The following is a 21,100-nucleotide window of genomic DNA, read 5'->3' as shown; positions in this document are numbered from 1 at the left end:
GACAGTGCTATTCCCAGCACCGAAACCGCGAAGCCCGGAGAAATCCCATGCTGACCCAACTGACCGTCTCCAACTATGCCATTGCCGAGAGAGTGGAACTGCAATTCAAGGATGGCATGACTGCACTCACCGGCGAGACCGGTGCCGGCAAGTCCATTGTCCTTGATGCCCTGAGCCTTGCCATGGGCGGAAGGGCCGACGCCGGAGCGGTCAGACACGGCGCCCAAAGGGCAGACATCACCGCCTGCTTTGACATCTCCCGCATTGATGATGCTCAACAGTGGCTTCGGGAACACGAGCTGGACGAAGAAAACGACTGCATTTTGCGTCGCACCATCAGCAAGGATGGCCGCTCCCGCGCCTACATCAATGGCCAACCCTGCCCGCTTGCCCACCTCAAGGCGCTGGGCGCACTGTTGATGGACATTCACAGCCAGCATCAGCATCAATCACTGCTGCGCAAGGACACCCACCGCAAACTGGTGGACGAATTTGGCAATACCCTGGAACTGGCCCAGGCCACCCGAGATGCCTGGAAAGCCTGGCACGACACCCACAGCCGCTTGCTTGACCGGCAGCAGAATGCCGACGAAACCGAAGCCCGGCTGCAACTGCTCCGTTACCAGGTTGAGGAACTCGACCGACTGGCCCTAAGCGAAGGCGAACAGGCACAGCTCGAAGACGAGCAAACCCAGCTCAGCCACGCCGATACCGTCAGACACAGCTGCCACCAGGCCGCCCAACTGTGCAGCGAAGACGACAACAGTGCTGCCAGCCTGCTACGCCAGGCACTGAATCAGCTCGAACAGTTACCAACAAGCGTGCCTGCCCTGGCCGACACCCTGCAAATGCTCGGCGAAGCCCAGATTCAGGCCGCAGAAGCGGGCGACAACCTCCGCCGCTTTGTTGAAGATTATGAAGCAGATCCCGCCCGCCTCGCCGACGTCGAGGAGCGTCTGAGCGTGATCTACCAGCTTGCCCGCAAACACCGTATCCAGCCGGAGGAGCTACCAGAACTGCACCTGCGTTTGCGGGATGAGCTGGAGGCTCTGGACGGCGGCGCCGGGAGTCTGGAACAGCTCGAAGCGGAACTCAGCGAGCGTCGCCACCATTACGACACCCTCGCCAGCCAGCTGACCGAAGCCCGTCAATCGGCAGGCGCAGAGCTCGACCAGCGCGTCGCCGAGGAGCTGGTGCATCTCAGCATGCCCAATATGCAGTTCGTAACCAGACTGAGCCCGGTCAACGACGGTGAGCCTTCGGCACAGGGCAATGAGGAAGTCGAATTCCTGGTCAGCGCCAACCCCGGCCAGCCGGCACGCCCCCTGGCCAAGGTAGCGTCCGGGGGTGAGCTGTCACGTATCAGCCTGTCCATCCAGGTCGTGGTCGCCCAGACATCAACAACACCCACGCTGGTGTTTGACGAAGTGGACGTAGGCATTGGCGGCGGGACGGCCGAAGTGGTTGGCCGCCTGCTGCGAACTCTGGGCACTAACGGCCAGATTCTCTGTGTAACCCATCTGCCACAGGTGGCGGCGCAAGCCCATCAGCATCTGTTTGTCAGCAAGTTCACCCGCAAGGATGCAACATACTCACGCATTGAATCCCTGGGAGATCAGGAGCGTATTCAGGAAGTGGCGAGAATGCTTGGCGGCGTGGACCTCACCGAGCAGACCATCGCCCATGCCCGGGAGATGTTTACCAAAGGCCAGGCGGTGCACCACTGAGGCAGGGCCTGTCATCGACACATTCCCCTCTCGACCCCGAGAGATGCTTGGGCGGGTAATTTACCCGCCCTTTTTTATGCGCCGAGCAGAATGACAGTACAGGGGAGGTTGGCTGCAGGCTTGCCATGCAACCGAGCCCGAACGGGCACTTCAGGATTTGATCGGTTTTACGTAGAGCGTAAGACTGTGATCAACAATCTCGTAGCCGTGCTCTGCGGCAATCTTTTGCTGACGCTCTTCGATCACCGGATCACAGAACTCAATCACTTCGCCAGTCTGCGTGCAGACCATATGATCGTGATGCTCTTCGGTCGCCATCTCGAACACGGCATGCCCACCCTCAAAGTTATGGCGCAGCACCAGCCCGGCCGCCTCGAACTGAGTCAACACCCGGTAGACGGTGGCGAGCCCCACATCATCCCCTTGCTCGAGCAGTTTTTTGTACACATCCTCCGCACTCAAGTGGTGCTCGCTCGAGCTTTCCAGTATGTTGAGAATCTTTACGCGAGGCAGGGTTACTTTCAGGCCAACCTTGCGCAGTTCAGTATTTTCAGAAGGCATGTGCTAATCACTCTTTGGTGTACTTCCGGCTTCCGGTATCATGAAGCCGCATAAACGATTCGTCCGACGCCAGCGACCTGCCGTCAGGCGCTCAAAGATAGAGGAATTCCCCCACCGATGCAAAAGCTCGCGGTATTGCTCCTGACCCTGCTGATCGCAGGCTGCGCCTTTCCCGGCGTGTATAAAATCAATGTCCAGCAGGGCAGCATTATCAAACAGGAAGATTTGGATCAGATCAGCGCGGGCATGACCCGCAGCCAGGTCTACTCAGTGCTCGGCTCACCCTCGGTTATTAATCCAACCGACGAGAGCCGCGACTACTATATATACACCTTCCAGCGTGCCGGACAGGAAATCAAGCAGCAACAGGTGGTCGTCTACTACGACAACAACGTTGTCACTCACTATGAGTCAGACCTGCTCCCGCTGACTCCGGCGTACTGAGCCTGCCCCACTTAGCCTTTTTTGCTGGCCCGGTTCAACCGGGCCTGCTTGGGATCAATTTTCAGCGGGCGATAGAGTTCGACCCGGTCTCCAGCCTGCAACGCTTCTTCCTTTGGCTTTTTGACCACCTTGCCAAAAATGCCCATATCCGTATTTGCCAGCTCAATCTCCGGAAACTCGGCCAGAATGCCGGAATTCAGTACGGCCTCGTAAACACTGGTGCCGTCTTTGACCGACAACGACAGGATTCGTTGCTTTTCCGGCGTGGCGTAGGCCACTTCCACCTCGATCATGCCAGCTCCCCCCGGTAAATCTCATCGGCACGACGGCAAAACGCGTCCACCATGGTGGTTGCCGCCTGGCTGAATACGGCACCAAACGCCATTTTGGTCAGGGAACCGCTGAACTCGAACTCAAGATTCAGGATCACCTTGCAGGCATTGACGTCGAGTGACTGGAATTTCCAATGCCCACACAAGTTTCGAAACGGCCCATCCACCAGCTGCATATCGATCATTTCAGGCGCCACCAGCGTATTTCGGGTGGTGAAGCGGTGATTCATGCCACCCTTGGCGACATCCAGAGAAGCCATGATTTCAGATTCCGAATGCCGATGGATCTCCGCACCCGCACACCAGGGCAAAAAATCCGGATAGGAGGCAATGTCATTAACGAGGTGAAACATCCGCTGGGTGGAATGCATGACCAACGCGGTCTTTTCTATCTGGTGTGCCATGGCAAGTCGGTATCCTGAACTGAACGAAACAACAATCAGACACTATGATAAAGGATTTCCTGATCGCCTGACTGCCCTTTGTCATCAGCAGGCGGCTTTGACACCTCGTCAGAACCATCCGATGCCGGAGGCTGAGCGCCCTGCGGCGACGTTTCCGGCCGTTGAGGGGGCGATGCCTCTTCGCCATTCAGTGGGTTGGGCACCGGTTCCTGCTGCCCCGGCAGAGCCTCCCCCCCTTCCTGGCCCGATTGCCGAATGGCATTGAGCGGGCGACACCACTCACTGGTCTCATCGTCATTACACAGTTCGCTGATCGACACCACGCTGTAATGGATGCCGATGTAAGCCACCACGACCGGCAGCACCAGACGCATGACCCAGAACCAGATCTGTGCAATCAGCCAGGGCGCGCGGCCAATCAGCCCGAATGCGACCGGACGACTCAGTTTCCACCCAACAAAGATGGCCAGCAGAATACTCACCGAGGGAATCAGCAGAGCGCTGACCAGCATTTCGAGCCAGCGGAAAATCGACCCGCCCAGCAACAGCACGTCAGACCAGATATTGAAAGAGAACAACGTCGCCAGACCGGCGCCCCAGACCAGCATACCTAAAAACGCCACCGACCAGCCCCGCGGCGCCCCGGTCCACTCCTGAAACCAGCCGACCAACGGTTCCAGCAACGCCAGCGAGGTCGTCCAGGCAACAAGCACAATCACCAGAAACACTGCGGCAATCACAAACTGGCTGGCCGGCACCTCTGCCAGGCTCAGCGGCAGCGCCACAAACAGCAATCCAAAGCCCTGCTCGCTCCCTCCCGGGGCGGCCGGCAACACCAGCGCATAGAGCGCCAACCCGGCCATGATCGCAAACAGGGTGTCCATCAGCACGACTCCGAACACCCCCCGCTTCAACGGGGTTGCCTCCGCCATATAGGCACCGAACACCGCCCAGACGCCCATACCCAGCCCCAGCGTAAAGAACGCATGGAACAACGCCCGTCGCAGGCTTTGCCAGCTCAAATCCTCAGCATGGAAGTCCAGCAGGTAGTGGGTAGCGGCCTGGATGTCACCGACATTCGCGCTGTAGACCAACAGCGCGAGCACCATCAGAAAAAGCCCGGGCACCACCACTCTGAGCGTTCGTTCAAGGCCAAGCACCACGCCCTGAATGGAGACCCACAGCACCAACAGCAAAAAGAATCCGTGCCAGGCCATGAACTGGCGATAGCTGTTGTTGTCGGACACCAGGCGGGCCAATACATCCACCACCCCCGCTTCGTTTTTACCGGTGAACGCCCCCAGGGCGCCGAAAAACACATAGGCGAGACTGATCGAGCCAATCACAGCCGTAAACGAGAGCACCACAAAGGCGGCAATAATGCTGGCGCGGCCCACCCACATCCACAGGCGGGACAGGCGGCCCTGGCGAATAAACCCGTCCATGGTGAGGATAATGCCGTGACGGGCCTGACGACCGACCGCCGCCTCCGTCAGCATCAACGGCAGGGTGACCAGCAGCAGGCAGGCAACGTAGAGAAGAATAAACAGCCCCCCACCGTTGTGGTGGGCGAGATACGGAAATTGCCACAGATTGCTGAAACCGACGGTTGCACCGGTCGCGGCCCAGAAAAATGTGGAACGGCGGGTCCAAGAACCTAGGGACGTTTCGTATGGCGTTGGCATTCCGCACCCTGACTTTTAGTGGAGGGTTATTGTACCCAATCTTCCGCCAAACTCACGCCATCCCCAAAGGGCAACGGCGTTTTCGTGACCCGCCCGCCACTCCTGAGCTACAATGCCGGTTTCGTCCGCGTGGAACCCGACGTCTTTCCGGGTCCGCGAAACCCTCCTGTACCACCGGGTCCGCATAGATGAGCAAGAAGAACAAGCCGGGCAACGCCAGCAACACCATCGCACTGAACAAAAAGGCCAAGCACGAATACCACATCGAAGAACGCTTCGAGGCGGGTGTTGCGCTGCTGGGCTGGGAAGTCAAATCCCTCCGTGCCGGTAAAGGACAGCTGACCGACGCCTACGTTTTGTTAAAAGATGGTGAAGCCTGGCTACTCGGTGCCCATATCACTCCGCTGAATACGGCCTCGACCCACGTTATCGCGGACCCGACCCGAACCCGCAAGCTGCTGCTGCACGCCAAGGAAATCGCACGCATCCTCGGCCAGGTCAACCAGGCGGGTCACACCTGCATTCCGCTGGCGCTGTACTGGAAAAACAACCGGGTCAAGTGCGAAATCGCCCTGGTGAAAGGCAAAAAGCTGTTCGACAAGCGTGCAACCGAGAAAGAACGGGACTGGAACCGGCAAAAACAACGGATTATGAGAGACGCCACCACGTCTTAACGATCGTTAATTTAGTTAGTATCTGCACTCTCTTTCGGAACGCGTTTAACCGGCCTATACTCGAAGCTTACCCGGGCGGTAGCGCGTTTTTTGAGCACATCCTGCAGTCGTCTTAGAACGCCACAGCTCTCACTCACGGACATGAGGGAGGGACGAATGCAACCTCACAGAACTGCCATGACAGCCGTCGATCGATCCTGGCTGCGCATGGAATCCGTTGAAAACCCCATGATGATCTCGGCGGTGCTCTGTTTTGAGCAGGCCATCCCGATGAAACGCCTCAAACGCCTGTTGACCGATCGCTTCCTCAGCTATCGTCGTTTCCGTCAGCGTGTAGTCACACAGGGGGATCGGACCTACTGGGAAGACGACCCGCTGTTCAACATCGACAACCATATCCACCACATCGCCCTGCCCGGCAGCGGCAACCAGAACGACCTGCAGGAACTGGTCAGCGACCTGAACAGCACCGCCCTGGATTTCAACCGGCCGCTTTGGCAGCTGCATTATATCGAACACTACAACGGCGGGTGCGCCCTGCTGGTAAGGATTCACCATTGCATCGCCGACGGCATTTCCCTGGTGCGAGTATTGCTGTCCCTCACCGACAACACCCCCGAGCCCAAGGTACACACCCTGACACCCTTGCGGCCCGCGGCCCATCCGCAGACGAGCAGCTGGCGCCAATCCATCGACCGTATTCGTAACAGCGGCCACGCGGCCCTTGAGCAAGCCCGTCTGTTCCTGCAATCGGTGGAGAAAGACCCCGGCTATCCACTGAAGCTCGCGGCCACTGCCAGTGATGTCGCGGTGGATTGCATCAAGCTGGGGTTTGCCCGGGAAGAACCGGACACCTCCCTGAAGCGCCCGCTGAGCGGCCGCAAGCAGGTCGCATGGGCCGAGCCCCTGGACCTGTCCGAGGTCAAACGCTGCGCCCGCATCCTCAAGGGCACGGTCAATGACGTATTACTCAGTGTCGCCAGTGGCGCCCTGCATAAACATTTCAAGGATACCGGCGAGCCCATTCCCGATTGTGGCATTCGGGTCGCGGTCCCGTTCAACCTGAGACCACTGAACCGACCAATTGCCGACCTCGGCAACCAGTTTGGCCTGGTGCTGGTGCCCCTTCCGGTCGACGTCCACTGCCCAGTCATGCGCTTTCGCCAGACCCGGGAGAACATGAACCGTCTCAAACGTTCCTACCAGGCTCAGGTCACCTACAGCCTTCTGGACCTGTTCGGGCGCGGCCCGGATATGCTCGAACGCCGCGCGCTCAACATGCTCAGCCATAAGGCCTCGGCGGTACTCACCAACGTCCCCGGCCCCAAAGAACCGGTTTACCTGGCGGGCGTCAAGCTGGCCCAACCCATGTTCTGGGTACCACAAAGCGGCAATATCGGTATTGGCATGAGTATTTTCAGTTACGCCAACACCGTTCAGTTCGGCATTACCGTTGACCGGAGCATCCCCGCCGATCCCCAGGCGATCATGGATCACTTCCATGAGAGCTTCGATCAACTGCTGGCACTGGCCGGCCGGCCCCCAGAGCAACGGATGACCCTGGTGGCCGGGTAAACGAATGGTCACATGCAGTGACAAAAAATCGTCACTTTTCCCTTGAAGTCCCGGGAGCAGGCCCCATATACTTCAGTTAAGAGGGGACGACATGGCTTCGACGCTGGTGGCGAACCCTTGGGTGCATGTCGAGATGGCAGCCAATCTCGTAAATCAAAAGCTGCAATTTAATAGTCGCAAACGACGAAAACTACGCACTGGCGGCCTAAGGGCCTGCCAGTCGTCCTGGCTGAGATGCCTATAACTCAGTAGCTACATCCCAGGACGTCATCGCTAATAGGATGCTCCGTTACTCAGATCTCACTGTTTAACGGCTAAGATTTAAAGAGATCGCCTCTTACACCCTGACCTTCGGGTCGTTTGAGGTTAAACGAATAGAAGGATGCTAAACATGTAGACCTCAAGGCAGAGTGCTGGCGGACGCGGGTTCAATTCCCGCCGTCTCCACCAAACAACTGCAAAAAAGCCCCTGATTTCAGGGGCTTTTTTCGTTTCTGGATCTTGAGTTTGGCCCTAAACGTCAGTACTGCGGCTGCATCCTTCGTGATGGACAACCCACCCAGCGCCTAGCGGGAACCAATCCATGTTACGGCAGCAACACCGACGCCCTTACCCCCTGCTCCAAAAGCGGTCCAAGTCCCTGATTTCCTCCATGCACAGGCTGTGTTCCATGTAATAGCCATGGTACTCTGGCTCATAACCCAGCGCCTGCAACTTCTCTAAAGCCGCCTGCCCTAGCGCTTCCGGGACTACCGGATCAACGCTGCCGTGACCGATAAAAATGGGGAGGTTGCGGTTGGCTTCATGCAGCTTGATGGAATCCGCCGTGGCGAAATAGGTTGAAAGCGCAAACAGCCCACCGAGAGGCTCGGGGTAGCTGAGCGCCAGCTCATAAGCCACTGCTCCGCCCTGGGAAAAGCCCCCCAGGATGATGTTCTCACTGGCGACGCCCCGCTCTCTTTCAGCCTGGATCAGTGCCGCCACCCGATGGGCGGATAGCCGCAACTGATCGACATCTACCTTGCGGTCAATATCCATAGCCAGAATGTCGTACCAGGCAGGCATCACCATTCCGCCATTAATGGTCACGGGCAGGTCGGGGGCATGGGGGAACAGAAAACGAACCGGCCGCGCCTTTGCGAACGCAAACTCGGGGACCACGGGTTCAAAATCATGACCGTTCGCACCAAGGCCGTGTAGCCAGATAATGGTCGTTCCCGGGTTTTCACCCGTGTCGATTTGCAGGAAGTTCAGTGCTGTCACAGGTTCTCCTGTTGGTCTTTCCAGACTATTCACAAAAAAGGCGCCATCGCGGCGCCTTTTTAAACGTTGGACACCCAATCAATCCAGATCGTCCAGCGTCAGCTCCAGATCACGACGGGAGATGTCGAGATCCCAGATGGTGTAGGTATCGCCATCTTCGTCTTCTGCACGGATGTCGAAAACCGAAGACGCCTCATCACGGACGGTGACCCGAACCGTTTCGCCATCGGTGAGAATATCATCACCGAGAACGTCCTCGCCCCAGTCGTCCCGCTCCTCGTTACTGACGTAGAGGTAGTAAATGTCGTAACCGGTATTGTTGGTGACTTCCACATAGCCGTCGAAGTCGCCACTCGGCTCATTGGCAGAATCGAGGTGATCCAGGGTCAACACCAGATCCCGCTTGGCAACATTCAACCCCCAGACCGTGTAGGTGTCGCCATCTTCGTCTTCCGCGCGGATATCAAAAACTGGCGACGGCTGCTTACGCAGGTTTACCCGGATGGTGTCTCCATCCATGAGGACGTCATCACCGAGAACATCCTCTTCCCAGTCGTCCCGTTCTTCGTTACTGACGTAGAGGTAGTAAATGTCGTAACCGGTATTGTTGGTGACTTCCACATAACCATCAAACGCAACGACCTTTGAGCTGATCATTAGCAGCAGAGCACTGAGTGCCAACATCTTCTTGAACATCGATATCTCCCTATAATTGGAGAGGAACCGTAACCCCTCAGTTAAAACATCCGTTCCAGGGTCGATCTGAAGCGGATATTTCCTCGATCTAAACCTTGGTAATCCCAGATAGGCTGAGGATTACCATGAATAAAGTTTCACACGAAGGATAGAGGCAGTGGCGGACACTCTTCAATGGAAACAGGGCAAGATTCTGTAACTTTTTTAAAAAAACCAACCCCAGAAAGCCCCTGAAATCACGACCACCGGATGTCTGCACGCCACTTGCCAGTGCTGCACGCGCCCTGCCCAACTGGCATGAAAGGCCATAATTACAAGATCTTACAGTCCTGCGCGGATAAATCGGGCAAACTTTTGCTCACAAGCAATTTTTTGCCAAGGACTTCCTGTGACGTTGACCCGCGCCCTGATTATTCTGCTGTCGTTTGCCCTCACCCTGCCGGTACTGGCACAGCCATCCTCGTTCCGCCAGGCCAAAGAGCTGATGCGGGAGCAGGTCTACCATGACCAGAACCAGTCCGCCGAGGGTTCATTCTACTGTGGCTGCCAATGGCGCTGGGTTGGCGAATCCGGGGGCCAGGTCGATGCAGCCTCCTGTGGTTATCAGGTGCGTAAACAGGTCAACCGGGCCGCGCGGATTGAGTGGGAACATGTCGTACCTGCCTGGGTGATGGGACACCAGCGCCAGTGCTGGCAAGAGGGCGGTCGCCGCAACTGTGCCGCTAATGACGCCCTGTTCGAGATCATGGAAGCGGACATGCACAACCTGACCCCAGCCATTGGCGAGGTAAACGGCGACCGCAGCAACTATCGCTTCGGAGAACTGGCAGAACAACCGGCGCAATATGGACAGTGCGATACCCAGGTGGCCTTCAGCGCACGCATGGTTGAGCCCCGGGATGAGGTCAAGGGGCAGATTGCGCGAACCTACTTCTACATCCACGACCGCTACAACCTGACCATGAGCCGCCAACAGCAGCAGCTATTTCTGGCCTGGCACCGCCAGTTCCCGGTGACAAACTGGGAGCGGGAGCGGGACAACCGGATTGCTGCGGTGATGGGCCATCACAACCCGTTCATCACCGGCGAACGCAGCTGGAACCTGGGCCACCGCAATGTCGCTGACGGCCTGCCAGAGACATCGACACTGGTGGTGGCGGCCAATGACACCGACGAGCTTCCGGCCCGCGGCAACAGCAACAGCCGCGTCTACCATCTGCCCGGCATCTGCCCGAGCTATGAGCGGGTGGCACCTCAGAACCGCGTTGAATTCCGCGATGCCCAGGAAGCCGAAGCGGCCGGTTATCGCCGGGCCGGCAATTGCCGGAGCTAGCCCCTCCCCACGGCACGGCGGCTCTTCAGTCGCGTAACGGCACTCTGTTGTTCATGGTCACCGGGCACCGATGCCCGCCATCACGCACGCTGTCTGCCTGCGGCCAGCCTGAGAACCGTCCATTGCCACAGGCGACGCCCAACTACCAGGAACGGACGAAACACCAGGCTGCGTAGGGACTGGTACTCACGGTTGCCTGCATCACCCACGCCGAAAGTGATCGCTTCCGGTTGCGAACGGGTGACGTAGAGGGTGCCAAACATCCAATCCCATACCGACAGGTTAGTGCCAAAATTTTTGTTGAAGTGGCGAGGCGCATCGCTGTGATGGATCTGGTGCTGGGCCGGGCTGTTAATCAGCCACTCAATCCGCGGACCGAAGGACAGCCAGACATGACTGTGGCGAAGGTTGGCCGCCAGGCCGTTGAAGATGAACACCAGATAGGTCACACCGAAGAGGGTGTAACGACTGACCTCACCGCCGCACAGGTAGTAGAAAATGCCGGCAAAAAGCCCGATCATGAACCCACCGGCGATTTTTTCGGCGATTTTTTCAACAAAATGGATACGGCTCGCAGTCGCTGGCACCAGGACGGCGGCAGAGTGGTGAACCTTGTGGAATTCCCACAACCACCGGGAATGGAAGGCCCGGTGAATCCAGTAATGCACGAAGTCCCCCACCAGAAATACACCGAGGCCGTAGAGCATCATCAGCCCGAGGTTTTCCCCCAACTGTGGACGGGCACCCCACAGGTTGGTGAAGAAGGCCACATAATCTCCCGACTGGAGAATGTAGGGATCCACAATCGCAACCACCGGCAGTACGCAGACAACCTTGAGAACGGCCCTCAGGAAGTAATACTGGTAGTCCACCAGCGCCGAGCGATGGAAATGCACCCGATTACCCCCCAGGAATTGCCAGAAGCTGTTGGCATCGGTTCTGCCGCTGTGTTTTCGGTGCAGGTAAAGTGCCAGCGCCGTGAGGTAGGAGATAGCGAGGAACAGCACACCAAAGCGTCCGTTGAGATCAAAAATCCCGAGGAACTTCCTGGTGACCGGTTCAATTACGGTGGCATCGAGTGAACTGACCAGAGTGGCCCACACATCCATGAGGATTACCTGCACAAACTACGCAGAGCAATGAAGGCGGCGGCCATTCATCACCCCGAAATGGAAAAGTTCGTCATTGTAAATGCAAATCAATCATTTTTACAATCGTTTAATTAACGACCAACCGTACGATCACATCTACCCCGCCACCCGCAAGACGGCACGAAAATGACTCCGGCGCCAAAGCAGTGCCACCCACAACGCATGAAGGTTCAGCAGCAGCGCTATGCACCACTCAAAACCGTCCTCGATGCTCTGGTAGAAATCGTAAGCCGCCGCCTGCAACACCACCGTAGCCATGGCAACCGTCAGGGTCAGCAGACAGAGACTCCGTAACCGGCGCCCCTGAGTCTGCCACCCGGGCACATCACAGAGGGCGCCGCTGAGGAGCAACTGGGCCAGAAACGTGAGGGAGAAATACAACACCACACCCGTTCGCCGCAGCAACCGGAAACCATCACCAGCATGGCCCAGGGCCAGCGTGTAGAGCACCAGGGCCAGGCAGGCCACCACCCCCAGCAGGGTAAGCCACCCCAGCCGTTCAGAATCAGCCCCCAGATGCCTTAACCAGCGGGGGTTCAGCCACCAGAACAACAGCCCGGCCACTGCCGCCGGCAGCATGGCCCCTTTGAAGATGAAATAGGCGCTGCCGTGACGCCCGGTACGGCTGATACTGGTGCAACTCTGCAGATACGGCAGACACCAGTCGACAAACCCTTCCAGCGCCGACACCAGATAGGTAAGGTGGATAGTGATCATCGGCAGCAGGGCGGCCGCCAGTGCCAGCCACCATAAAGGTAGGCCAGAGTCCGCCCCGGCGTTGATTCGGGCCATAACCTGCCTCCCCGCTCGCGGTATCCGGCGAAGCGCTTTTTATCCAGCATAGCCGGTCGTCGCGGAGAGCACTCAGGCGGGCGGATCGACCTTTGCAGAATTGGTGGTGTTAACCCGGAACCAGCCGGCTATGGAATAGCGGTCCCGTTGTGCCGGCAGCACTTCGTGAGGAAACTCCTCACTGAGAAACGCAACGACCGTGCCGAAGCCCGGCGTTACTTGCAATTTGTGACCATCATCGCCGGTATACAGGACCAGCTCGCCACCATCCTCCGGCTGCCAGCCCGGGTTCAGATAGACCACCAGTGACAGGGTGCGATTGGCCTGCCCCTTGAAAGCATCGAGATGTTTCTTATAAAAGTCGCCCCGGGCATAGTGGGCATAATGACTCTCGAAGGAAAACAACCCCAGCAGCAAGCGGCGGTTCAGATAGGCCTGAAGCTGCGCCGCCCAATCCAGCCAACGGCTGCCGGTGTCTGTCTCGCCGGTGATCCAGCTGATTTCATCGCTTCGGACAAAGTTGTTGACCATGTGGCCTTTATCTCGGCCGATACCCGCTGCGCTGAATTCCTGCTGTGAAAGGCTCTGGACCTGCTGCCATAAGGCCTCCGTCAGCGCCTCCGGCAACGCACCGATATTGATGCTGTAACCTTTGTTCAGCAGATCACTGGCAATGGCTTCGTAGAGATGGGGAACGTCCCCTTCCCCGCTATGACGGTCCGGAAGTTTGAGTGCTACCACGTTTGTCTGTCTTACCTGAGCAGGAGGCCCGCCGGGAATCGGCCGGATCAATTCCAGCTTAATAAGACGAAACCCCGATCAGGGCAAGCACAATTTTCCGGGGGGATGTGAGAATGGAATCGCCAGAAACAGAAAAGGCGCCTTCAAGGCGCCTTTTCGAGGATACAACACGCGATCAGTCTAGGTGGTCCAGAGTCAGGACCAGGTCGCGACGGGCAATGTCGAGATCCCAGATGGTGTAGGTATCGCCATCTTCGTCTTCGGCACGAATGTCGAATACTGAAGACTTCTGCTTGCGGACCGTTACGCGTACGGTTTCGCCATCAGCCAGGATGTCATCACCCAGTACGTCTTCTTCCCATTCATCGCTGTGTTCATTACTGACATACAGGTAGTAGATGTCGTATCCGGTATTATTGGTGACTTCTACATAGCCGTCGAAAGCAGACGCCGTTGTACTGAACAACAGGACCAGGGAACAAAATGCCAACATCTTCTTGAACATTCAAAATCTCCTTAATTTGGCGAAGAGGCGTAACTTCCTCGTCTACAGCTTCCAGCCCGGGTGCTCACCGGTACCAGAGCATTTCCTTACGCAGTTCATGAACCATTCAGCAACACCCATGAATGCCCGTTGGCCTTCGGCATTACCTATCCGTAAGCTTCACCACAAGAATAGCGTCAGGTAAAGAGCGCCTTCAATTGAAACTGAGTAAGAATTCGTATCTTTTTAAATTTTTAACAAATCGCCACCCCGAATGGCCTGTTAGGCATGGGTGAAACCATGCTAAGGGTCCAGTGGCGGCACAGGGTTGTGTAGGCGGAGCAATTCCGTCGGGATGATCGAGGGTCAGGGTCAGGCCTGACACACCCGCCCAAAAATCCATGAAGCCAGCTCACCGTTCCCGACGCGGCAGCAAGTTACTGCATCAGCGGTTATGCCCGGCTGATAGTCAGGTGAACCTCTGTTAATCAAGGGCGCTTGGCGAGAACCAGCGGCCCTTGGCCGCCTCATAGTCGTCGTCGGTAATGATCCCCGCCTGGCACAGCCGGCGCATTTCCGTCACCGCCAGGGGAATGCGTGCCCGGCCTTCAGGCAGGGATTTCTGGGCGGTATCAATGGCGGCTCCCAGCTCTTCAATAAACGCCGTCACCTTGCTCTGTTCCGGCAGGCGGCCATCGACGGTGAACACCACCGTGTCTGTATGCAGTGCCAGATACTGGTAATCGTGCGTCCGCCCGCGCCAGGCCATGGCCATCATCAATAGCCCCAGAGCCACAGGCGGTGCCCCCCACAACGGCAGATAAGGCGTGAGGTAATACACCAGTGATGGCGCCAGCAAACACATCACCGCCAGCGCCCAGAGCCACAGGCGATCGTCCCTGATTTCCCGGGGTTCGCGTTCGATAAAGCTCAGATCAATCACCTGCTCCGGCAAGGAACGCTGACGATGCTGACGGCGAATAGCCAGGTAGTGGCGATTGAAACGCTTATAAAGGGTGCTGATGCGGCGTCGGCCGTCGGTCTGGCGGAATTTGCTGTCGACAATCCAGTCGGCCGGATCCGGCACCCCCCAGCCCTGGCGTTCGAGTTCCAGGTTGGGGGTGGCGTAGCTGTCCAGGTTGATGCTGTCAGAAGGTTGCATGAGCAGAGTCATGGCATGGGTTCCTCATCCGGGCCCGCCCCTTACGGGGTCGGGAACTCCAGCTTGTCCGGATCGTTGTAGTAATGGGCGCCGGCATCGAGCCACTCGGCAAGCAGGCGCAGTTCTGCCTGACTCAACAGGCCCATGTGGCTTTGGCGGATGGCGTCGGTGCCCGGCAGTTCGACTTCATAAGCGTTATCGTCCGGGTCCTGGTCGAACAGGGTGAAGAAGCGGGCGCTGGCGATGGCACCACGACCACTCATCAGACGGCGACTGAAGCAGACACCAGGGTCTGGCAGCACCGTCATATCCCCCTGAATACCATCCGGGCACTGGGTGTCCGGATCGGTGACTTCGACCCAGTCACCGTCAGCACCCTGCTTGAGGTAGTAATCCGGCTCGAACAACTGCACGTAGGACTCCGGCTGCCGGTCGTCCCACGACGAATTGCCCCGCCCCAGCAACAGATTGGTGCTGGCGCCACCGCCACCACCAGCGGCAGCACAGACCCGGGATTCCGCCGCCCGGTGACAGCCCTGGCAAGACACCGTGTCATTGCTGACCGGGTCGATCCGGCAGGCTTCCCAGATTGGCTGGATATGCTCCATATAGTTAATGGTGGCCTTGCAGTCCGGGCGCCAGTCGGTGAGGCACGAAGCATCCGCCACCGGCGCCGGAGTGGTCAGCTCGGAGTAGCCGATGCTGAAGCTCAGGCCGTCATCCGGCGGATTGCCCCAGTGATCCTCAAAGGCCAGGGTATCGCCGCCGGTGGAGGTCAGGTAACCGAGGGATTCCGCCAGCGCCTGGGCCATGGTGTCCTGCCACTTGAACGCAACGATGGCCGGGTTGGCGTTGGGAAATGGCATGGCATCACCGGGCGCACCGGGGTTGGCCGAAGCCAGCTCCACATCGGTACGGGCATGGGGAATATCCACTTCCGGATCGTGGCAGCCATAGCAGCGCAGTTCCTCACCGTTCTCGAGCAACAGTTTGGTCGGGTGCTGGATCAGGTAATTGTAGTTGTAACCGGGTTCGGCAATCAGGTCGACGCGCTTGCCATAGCGGTTGACCACCTCGAAGGTGAGTTCGGTCTCCGCCGGCACTTTCACCATGGCCGAACCGTCCGGCTCCACCATGGAGTAGGACAGCACATCAAACAGGCCACGGCCGCCGGAACCCAGCATGGGCACCAGACCCATCGGTGGGCGCGGACCGGATTCCGGATTCCAAACCGGATCGGTGAGAATCAACTGTTCCAGTTCCGCCGGAATGCTGCGCTTGCCCAACACCCGGATAAAACGCTCGGAACGGTCATTGGGGTGGGTCAGGCTGGGATCGCGCAACGTCACAATACCGCCGTCAGGCTCAGCCATGTCGGCACCGTCGAGATCATAGATACTGCGAATATGGAACACCGCCGTGTTCTCTTCCAAGTTCAGGTCGTTTCGGGTGCCGCTGTACGGCTCAGCCTGGTCATTACGGTTACCGATGACCACATCGGTGTACAGCGACTGACGGTCACTGCGCACCACCGGCAACCGGGTGTTGGTGTCCGGATCAATCATCCACACCCCGAACTGCGGGTCGCCCAGGTTGTCCACTGTAGAGGCCCCTTCGCAGGCCTCGGCAATATTGCCGCCATCAACGGTGAGGCACTGGGCCCAGGCCGCCAGCAGCCGGCCGCTGCCGTCACCGTAGGGCGCAACCGCACTGTACCAGCCAGAGGGCGACACCTGGTTGGGATAGAAATTGACCAGCCCCGGCGTCATCGACTCCTCGGCTTCGCCGATCACCGATTCATCAATCGGGAAGTCCACCGCAAAGAAATTCTTGCTGTTGATCTTGACCACATCACCACCGTAGATCGGGTTGTAGATGTGGCGCATGATCGTAACCAGGTTGCCATCCGGCAGCGGGATCGGATCCATGTAGTGAATAAAGGAGGCGTCGCTGAACTCTTCACTCAGACTGCCAAAGTAGCGGTGCATGTTGCCGCCACTGGGGGTAATCCGGTAGAGGCTGAACACATCCTCCACAAACACTCGCTCACCGGCGGTTTCTCCTTCCAGCGAGGCACCGCACTTGTCCGCCTCGGTCCAGTCCTTGGGTTCCTCCAGACCGGACGGGAAGCCATTCCCGTTGCCCTGACCGTAGCCACCGCCATGGGGGTGGGTATTGAAATTGGGGTCATCGATCTGATCGAGGGTGCAGTCCTCAAGAGTCTCGTAAAGCCGGCCAAAGCGGATAAACACGATCTGGCCATCGTCCATGGTGCTGGGTTCGATGTCGTGAAACTCGCCAAAGCTGATTTGCGCCAGCCCGGTCCCATCCGGGTTGACCGTATGCAGCAGTGAGGCGGGTTCGGCAAAATCCGCCAGATATTCCCGCAGGTCGAGCAGTCGCCAGTCGCCACGCCCTGCCTGACGGTCGGACGAAAACACAATACGGCCTTCATTGGTGTAGGCCGGGTTGGTGTCGTTACCCAGGTTGGCGACCTCGTCGGCAGCGAAGATACGCCGGACCTGGCCGCTGCCAAAGGTGTATTCAAAGATGTTCCAGGTCGCCCCGGCCGCAGGCCCGTGGGCCGCGAACACCATCCGCTCGCCATCCGGCGCGATGTCTACGTCCTTGACGTCATAGCCAGCGCCCCCGAAGTAGTCCGCCATGATGTCCCGTTCAGAGGTATTGAGGGCAATCCGGTCGCGCACCATGATCCGGGCGCCAGGATTGAACTGGTAGGGAGCACGAGGGTCCAGCGGTGGCCGGTCATCGACACTGGAGGTCTCTCCCATGGCCGGAAAGTCCCGGACCACATAGGCAAAGGGCCTGTCAGATGCGATGGCTTCCTCACTTTCGCTGCGTTCGCCCTCAAAACAGCCACTCAGGCCCAGCAGAACGATACCTGCCAGTCCCAGCTGCAACCATGGATTCCTTGATGTGCTCATGACCTACCTCCAACACCTTCACGACACGAGTCACTGCAACCGCCGGCATCCATGCTGGCGGTTGCCGATTCCTCAGCCAGGGAGAAAATCGAATTTATAGTTAACCGGCGTTGCCGCCACATCTTCGGGACCAAACGAGATCATCTGGATCCGCGCCAGCAGCTTCATCTCCAGGGTCTGGTCACTCAGTTCGCTATCAACCAGACTGATGTCCGAGATGTGACCATCCGGTTCAATCACGATGTGAAACACGAACTTGCCCTTGAGACTGGCATTGCTGCGCAGTGCCCGGTTATAGAGCGCGTAAATGGCCCCTTTATGCTGCTCGAACACCCGGCGGATGGATTCCATATCGCGACCACCAGAGACGGTGGAACGATTGGAGCCCCCACCACTGCCCTGGCCGCCAACACCGGTTCCGGTACCACCAGCACCGCCGATGGGGCTATCCACAGCCGTGGACGAATGAGCCGCCAGCTGTGTGCCGGAGCCGCTGTCGTTCATGACCGAGCTGTTCACGCCGCCACTGGTGGCCGTTGCCGACTGAGCGCCCAGCACATTGCGGGCCGCCCGGGCGGCAGAGCCGGTCTGAACGTTGGTGTTACGAGCCTGTAATTGGGCCACGTTCAGCGAACTGCGCAGTGACGACAATTCACTGGAGAACGCTGCCACACCCATGGTGGACACCCGCTCCCGTGCCGCCTGCACCTCACGCTGGGGGGCGGGCGGAGCGGGCGTCGGCTCCGGGGTCGGAACCTCGGCGGTTTCCTGTTCCACGGGCTCGGGGGGTGGCGGCGGTGGCGGTGGCGGTGCCACCGTGCGCTGTTCGATCAGTACCTTGGCCAGCGCCGGGGGCACCCGCTCTTCTTCCGCCCGGTCAATCTCGGGCAGCGGCAGCCATGGAAACACCAGGGCAAACAGCAACAGCAGCAACAGCAGCCGCTTGAGAATCCGTTTGAAGCGGGAATCCTCAACCTCACTGGAGTCCCAGGGCAGCGCAAAATCGTACGGAGTTGCAGTCAATGTAGTCATTCAGAGTCCTCCGTTACGCGCCGCCACTCGACGAGATCCTCGAGACCGCCAGGGAAATATCCCGGTAGTCCGACTTCGCACAGGTCAGCATGACCCGCTTGAGAATCTCATAGGGAATGGTCTGGTCACCCAGGATCGTGGCCGCACGACCAATGGCCTTTTCTTCCTCGGTCAGTTCGGTGCGCTTGGACGCCAGGAACGTAAGCTCCTCGGTCAGCCCGTCGATCAGACCGTTGCCATTGACGACATCGACCATATCCGCCACAGGCCGGCCATCCACCAGGATGTGCTCGTCGGTGATCAGCACCGTGATGGTTTCCTTCGGCTGTTCCTGGGCCGTGGAATCCGGCAGGGTGACATCATTGACCTTGAGGATCTGGTTGCTGCCGGAGTTCAGCAGCAGGAAGAACACCAGAATGGTAAAGATGTCCATCAACGACACCAGATTGAGCTTGGCCGGCTTCATCAGGTGACGGTGCTGGTTGCTGCTCTGCAAGGTAAACGACATGGGTTTCAGGCTCATGAGTCACCTCGCTTGCCGGGGGCATCACCCAGGGAAATCTCCGGGAACAGCTCCACATCGACCGCGTCGGCGACCACCACCGTCTTCGCCATGCGCAGGGTATCCATGGTGGAGACCAGCGACTGATAGGTCACACCGGCTTCCGACAGCAGCAGGGCATCGCGCTTGTCGATGGATTTGGCAACCAGCTGGCGTTTGATTTCCTGCAAAACCTTGGACAGGGTCTCGTAATCGTGCTGATCGGCACGACCGTCCTCCGCCTCCAGGTTAGCAATGGTTTTCACCAGGTTACCGCTGGGGTAATAGACCTCGATCGCCGATTCCCGCACCACCACTTCCAGCTGGCGGTTCTGCTCCGCACTGGCGGTCTGGGATCCGGTCAGGTCCGGCAGGTTCAGCTCGAGGACGGCAATGTGATTGAACACCATGCTCATCAGCAGCACCGGCACCAATACGATCATGAGATTCATGAACGCGGTGATGTCGATGTCGGCCTCTTCCTGTTCTCTTCGGTTAGAAAACATAGTTTCACCACACGGTAGTTATCAGGCGTCGGACTCACGGGTAGCAACAGCAGCCGGGTTGCCACGGATGATCGAGTTGAGGAACTTCACACCGGCCATCTCAACGCTTTCCACGATTTCCAGGGTCTTGTTCTGCAGCAGGGAATGGATCAACAGCAGCGGAATGGCGGCAATCAGACCAAATGCCGTGGTGTTCATGGCCACAGAGATGGACTGGGACAACAGGGTGGCCTTATCTGCGGGATCGGCATTGGCAACCGCGGTGAAAGCCGCAATCAGACCAATAATGGTGCCCAGCAGCCCCAGCAGGGTGGAGACGTTAGCCAGGATCGACAGGTAGTTGGTGCGCTTGGACAGACGCGGAATGGTTTCCATCACACCTTCCTGCATGGCGGCGTGGATGTCGTCGCGGCGGGGTGAGGAACGCATGGTGTCGAGCGCAACGGACATCAGGCGGCCAATGGCAGAGCTGTTGTCCTGAGCCACTTTCTCGGCCTTGTCGTAGTCCTTGCTGCTGACCAGTGGCAGCAGTTCACCGTAAGCACTCTTGTTGGCCACCAGGGCACGCTTGAGAAATACCCAGCGCTCAACAGCGATGGCCAGGCCGACGATCAGCACCAGGGCGATCGGATACATGAAGGCGCCGCCTTCCTGGAAAAAAGAAACAATGGTTGTGTAGAAATTCATGGTCGATACCCCACAGCGGTTTAACGGGTTTATTAGGTCTGGTTAATTGGCCTGGCCGAAGCCCCCCATGGGCTCCTCCAGCGACAGTTCATCGTAGAACTGCATGGTTCGCGCGTGGACATCCCGGTCCACAACATCAAAAACCTTGCCCGACACCGAGGTGATCGAGCGGTAGAGCTTCCCGGGGCCCTCGGGTGGCTTCCAGGGAATGAAGTAACTGACCGAGGGCTGTTCCCGGTCTCCGACGAAGGTGCTTTCGAGGTCGATTCCCTCTTGGGCAAACGCCGGATGACCGCAAGTCAGGGACAAAAGGGCCCCGACCATGGCCGCCTTCAGGGGCGGCCATAGTGTCTTCTGTTTCATGA

Annotated in this window: 22 protein-coding genes and 1 other RNA gene; 6 read left to right on the top strand and 17 right to left on the bottom strand. The window is 58.3% G+C overall.

Annotated features, from left to right (window positions below; genetic code table 11):
* The first annotated feature begins 47 nt into the window (after window positions 1-47).
* Window positions 48-1,727 (top strand): DNA repair protein RecN, encoded by a 1,680-nt coding sequence (gene recN / locus BLV11_RS01300; protein ID WP_091811132.1) that lies wholly within the window; start codon window positions 48-50, stop codon window positions 1,725-1,727.
* Between the two features lie 150 nt (window positions 1,728-1,877).
* Here the strand turns inward: recN and fur are convergent, their stop codons facing one another.
* The gene (gene fur, locus BLV11_RS01295) at window positions 1,878-2,288 is read right to left on the bottom strand and encodes a ferric iron uptake transcriptional regulator (RefSeq protein WP_091811131.1); all 411 of its coding nucleotides are present in this window, start codon (window positions 2,286-2,288) and stop codon (window positions 1,878-1,880) included.
* A gap of 117 nt (window positions 2,289-2,405) precedes the next feature.
* Between fur and BLV11_RS01290 the strand changes: the two genes are divergently transcribed.
* On the top strand, window positions 2,406-2,732 hold the full coding sequence (locus BLV11_RS01290; RefSeq protein ID WP_091811130.1) for an outer membrane protein assembly factor BamE: 327 nt from the start codon (window positions 2,406-2,408) through the stop codon (window positions 2,730-2,732).
* Window positions 2,733-2,743: 11 nt separating this feature from the next.
* Here BLV11_RS01290 and BLV11_RS01285 read toward each other — a convergent pair whose 3' ends face one another.
* The 3 genes from BLV11_RS01285 to BLV11_RS01275 are packed head-to-tail and all read right to left on the bottom strand — an operon-like array spanning window position 2,744 to window position 5,153.
* Window positions 2,744-3,025 (bottom strand): RnfH family protein, encoded by a 282-nt coding sequence (locus BLV11_RS01285; protein ID WP_175528248.1) that lies wholly within the window; start codon window positions 3,023-3,025, stop codon window positions 2,744-2,746.
* Complete coding sequence (locus BLV11_RS01280) at window positions 3,022-3,468, bottom strand: type II toxin-antitoxin system RatA family toxin (protein ID WP_091811129.1); 447 nt, start codon at window positions 3,466-3,468, stop codon at window positions 3,022-3,024. The genes BLV11_RS01285 and BLV11_RS01280 overlap by 4 nt, the downstream gene beginning before the upstream one ends.
* Window positions 3,469-3,503: 35 nt before the next feature.
* A complete protein-coding gene (locus tag BLV11_RS01275) occupies window positions 3,504-5,153 on the bottom strand; it encodes a sodium-dependent transporter (RefSeq protein WP_091811128.1) in 1,650 nt (549 codons plus the stop codon).
* Window positions 5,154-5,341: 188 nt separating this feature from the next.
* On the opposite strand from BLV11_RS01275, the gene smpB reads away from it, so the two are divergent.
* The 3 genes from smpB to ssrA all read left to right on the top strand — a co-directional run bounded on the left by smpB (window position 5,342) and on the right by ssrA (window position 7,852).
* Window positions 5,342-5,827, top strand: a complete 486-nt coding sequence (gene smpB, locus BLV11_RS01270) for an SsrA-binding protein SmpB (RefSeq protein WP_091811127.1) — start codon at window positions 5,342-5,344, stop codon at window positions 5,825-5,827.
* Window positions 5,828-5,983: 156 nt separating this feature from the next.
* Window positions 5,984-7,402 (top strand): WS/DGAT/MGAT family O-acyltransferase, encoded by a 1,419-nt coding sequence (locus BLV11_RS01265; RefSeq protein WP_091811126.1) that lies wholly within the window; start codon window positions 5,984-5,986, stop codon window positions 7,400-7,402.
* 82 nt (window positions 7,403-7,484) lie between these two features.
* Window positions 7,485-7,852: a transfer-messenger RNA gene (gene ssrA, locus BLV11_RS01260) on the top strand.
* 159 nt (window positions 7,853-8,011) lie between these two features.
* Here the strand turns inward: ssrA and BLV11_RS01255 are convergent.
* Together BLV11_RS01255 and BLV11_RS18385 are read right to left on the bottom strand one after the other, a co-directional pair.
* Window positions 8,012-8,665, bottom strand: a complete 654-nt coding sequence (locus BLV11_RS01255) for an alpha/beta hydrolase (protein WP_091811125.1) — start codon at window positions 8,663-8,665, stop codon at window positions 8,012-8,014.
* Window positions 8,666-8,743: 78 nt separating this feature from the next.
* A complete protein-coding gene (locus BLV11_RS18385) occupies window positions 8,744-9,361 on the bottom strand; it encodes a hypothetical protein (RefSeq protein ID WP_217634506.1) in 618 nt (205 codons plus the stop codon).
* 394 nt (window positions 9,362-9,755) lie between these two features.
* Between BLV11_RS18385 and BLV11_RS01245 the strand changes: the two genes are divergently transcribed.
* Window positions 9,756-10,694, top strand: coding sequence for an endonuclease (locus BLV11_RS01245; RefSeq protein ID WP_245725885.1), 939 nt, complete (start codon window positions 9,756-9,758; stop codon window positions 10,692-10,694).
* 80 nt (window positions 10,695-10,774) lie between these two features.
* On the opposite strand, the gene BLV11_RS01240 is transcribed toward BLV11_RS01245, so the two are convergent.
* The 11 genes from BLV11_RS01240 to BLV11_RS01190 all read right to left on the bottom strand — a co-directional run bounded on the left by BLV11_RS01240 (window position 10,775) and on the right by BLV11_RS01190 (window position 21,098).
* Complete coding sequence (locus tag BLV11_RS01240; protein WP_091811124.1) at window positions 10,775-11,803, bottom strand: sterol desaturase family protein; 1,029 nt, start codon at window positions 11,801-11,803, stop codon at window positions 10,775-10,777.
* A gap of 138 nt (window positions 11,804-11,941) precedes the next feature.
* Window positions 11,942-12,637 (bottom strand): hypothetical protein, encoded by a 696-nt coding sequence (locus BLV11_RS01235; protein ID WP_091811123.1) that lies wholly within the window; start codon window positions 12,635-12,637, stop codon window positions 11,942-11,944.
* Window positions 12,638-12,709: 72 nt separating this feature from the next.
* Window positions 12,710-13,378 carry a 2OG-Fe(II) oxygenase gene (locus tag BLV11_RS01230; protein WP_091811122.1) on the bottom strand — a complete coding sequence of 223 codons (669 nt, stop codon included), beginning with the start codon at window positions 13,376-13,378 and terminating at the stop codon, window positions 12,710-12,712.
* A gap of 175 nt (window positions 13,379-13,553) precedes the next feature.
* Window positions 13,554-13,883 (bottom strand): hypothetical protein, encoded by a 330-nt coding sequence (locus BLV11_RS01225; protein WP_217634505.1) that lies wholly within the window; start codon window positions 13,881-13,883, stop codon window positions 13,554-13,556.
* Window positions 13,884-14,346: 463 nt separating this feature from the next.
* Window positions 14,347-15,036 carry a hypothetical protein gene (locus BLV11_RS01220; RefSeq protein WP_091811121.1) on the bottom strand — a complete coding sequence of 230 codons (690 nt, stop codon included), beginning with the start codon at window positions 15,034-15,036 and terminating at the stop codon, window positions 14,347-14,349.
* A 29-nt stretch (window positions 15,037-15,065) separates the two neighbouring features.
* Entirely contained in the window at window positions 15,066-17,969 is a 2,904-nt protein-coding gene (locus BLV11_RS01215; RefSeq protein WP_139173189.1) for a PD40 domain-containing protein, read from the bottom strand.
* Window positions 17,970-18,041: 72 nt separating this feature from the next.
* Window positions 18,042-19,001 (bottom strand): AgmX/PglI C-terminal domain-containing protein, encoded by a 960-nt coding sequence (locus BLV11_RS01210; RefSeq protein ID WP_091811119.1) that lies wholly within the window; start codon window positions 18,999-19,001, stop codon window positions 18,042-18,044.
* Between the two features lie 13 nt (window positions 19,002-19,014).
* Entirely contained in the window at window positions 19,015-19,524 is a 510-nt protein-coding gene (locus BLV11_RS01205; RefSeq protein ID WP_091811118.1) for an ExbD/TolR family protein, read from the bottom strand.
* Complete coding sequence (locus BLV11_RS01200) at window positions 19,521-20,048, bottom strand: ExbD/TolR family protein (protein WP_091811117.1); 528 nt, start codon at window positions 20,046-20,048, stop codon at window positions 19,521-19,523. Before BLV11_RS01200 ends, BLV11_RS01205 begins: the two co-directional genes overlap by 4 nt.
* 21 nt (window positions 20,049-20,069) lie before the next feature.
* On the bottom strand, window positions 20,070-20,735 hold the full coding sequence (locus BLV11_RS01195; protein ID WP_091811116.1) for a MotA/TolQ/ExbB proton channel family protein: 666 nt from the start codon (window positions 20,733-20,735) through the stop codon (window positions 20,070-20,072).
* A gap of 42 nt (window positions 20,736-20,777) precedes the next feature.
* On the bottom strand, window positions 20,778-21,098 hold the full coding sequence (locus tag BLV11_RS01190) for a hypothetical protein (RefSeq protein WP_217634504.1): 321 nt from the start codon (window positions 21,096-21,098) through the stop codon (window positions 20,778-20,780).
* Between the last annotated feature and the right edge of the window lie 2 nt (window positions 21,099-21,100).

It is taken from the genome of Marinobacter mobilis (assembly GCF_900106945.1).
Classification (GTDB): domain Bacteria; phylum Pseudomonadota; class Gammaproteobacteria; order Pseudomonadales; family Oleiphilaceae; genus Marinobacter; species Marinobacter mobilis.
The sequence above is the reverse complement of the archived record's forward strand: the minus strand, read 5'-3'. Positions and strand labels throughout refer to the sequence as shown.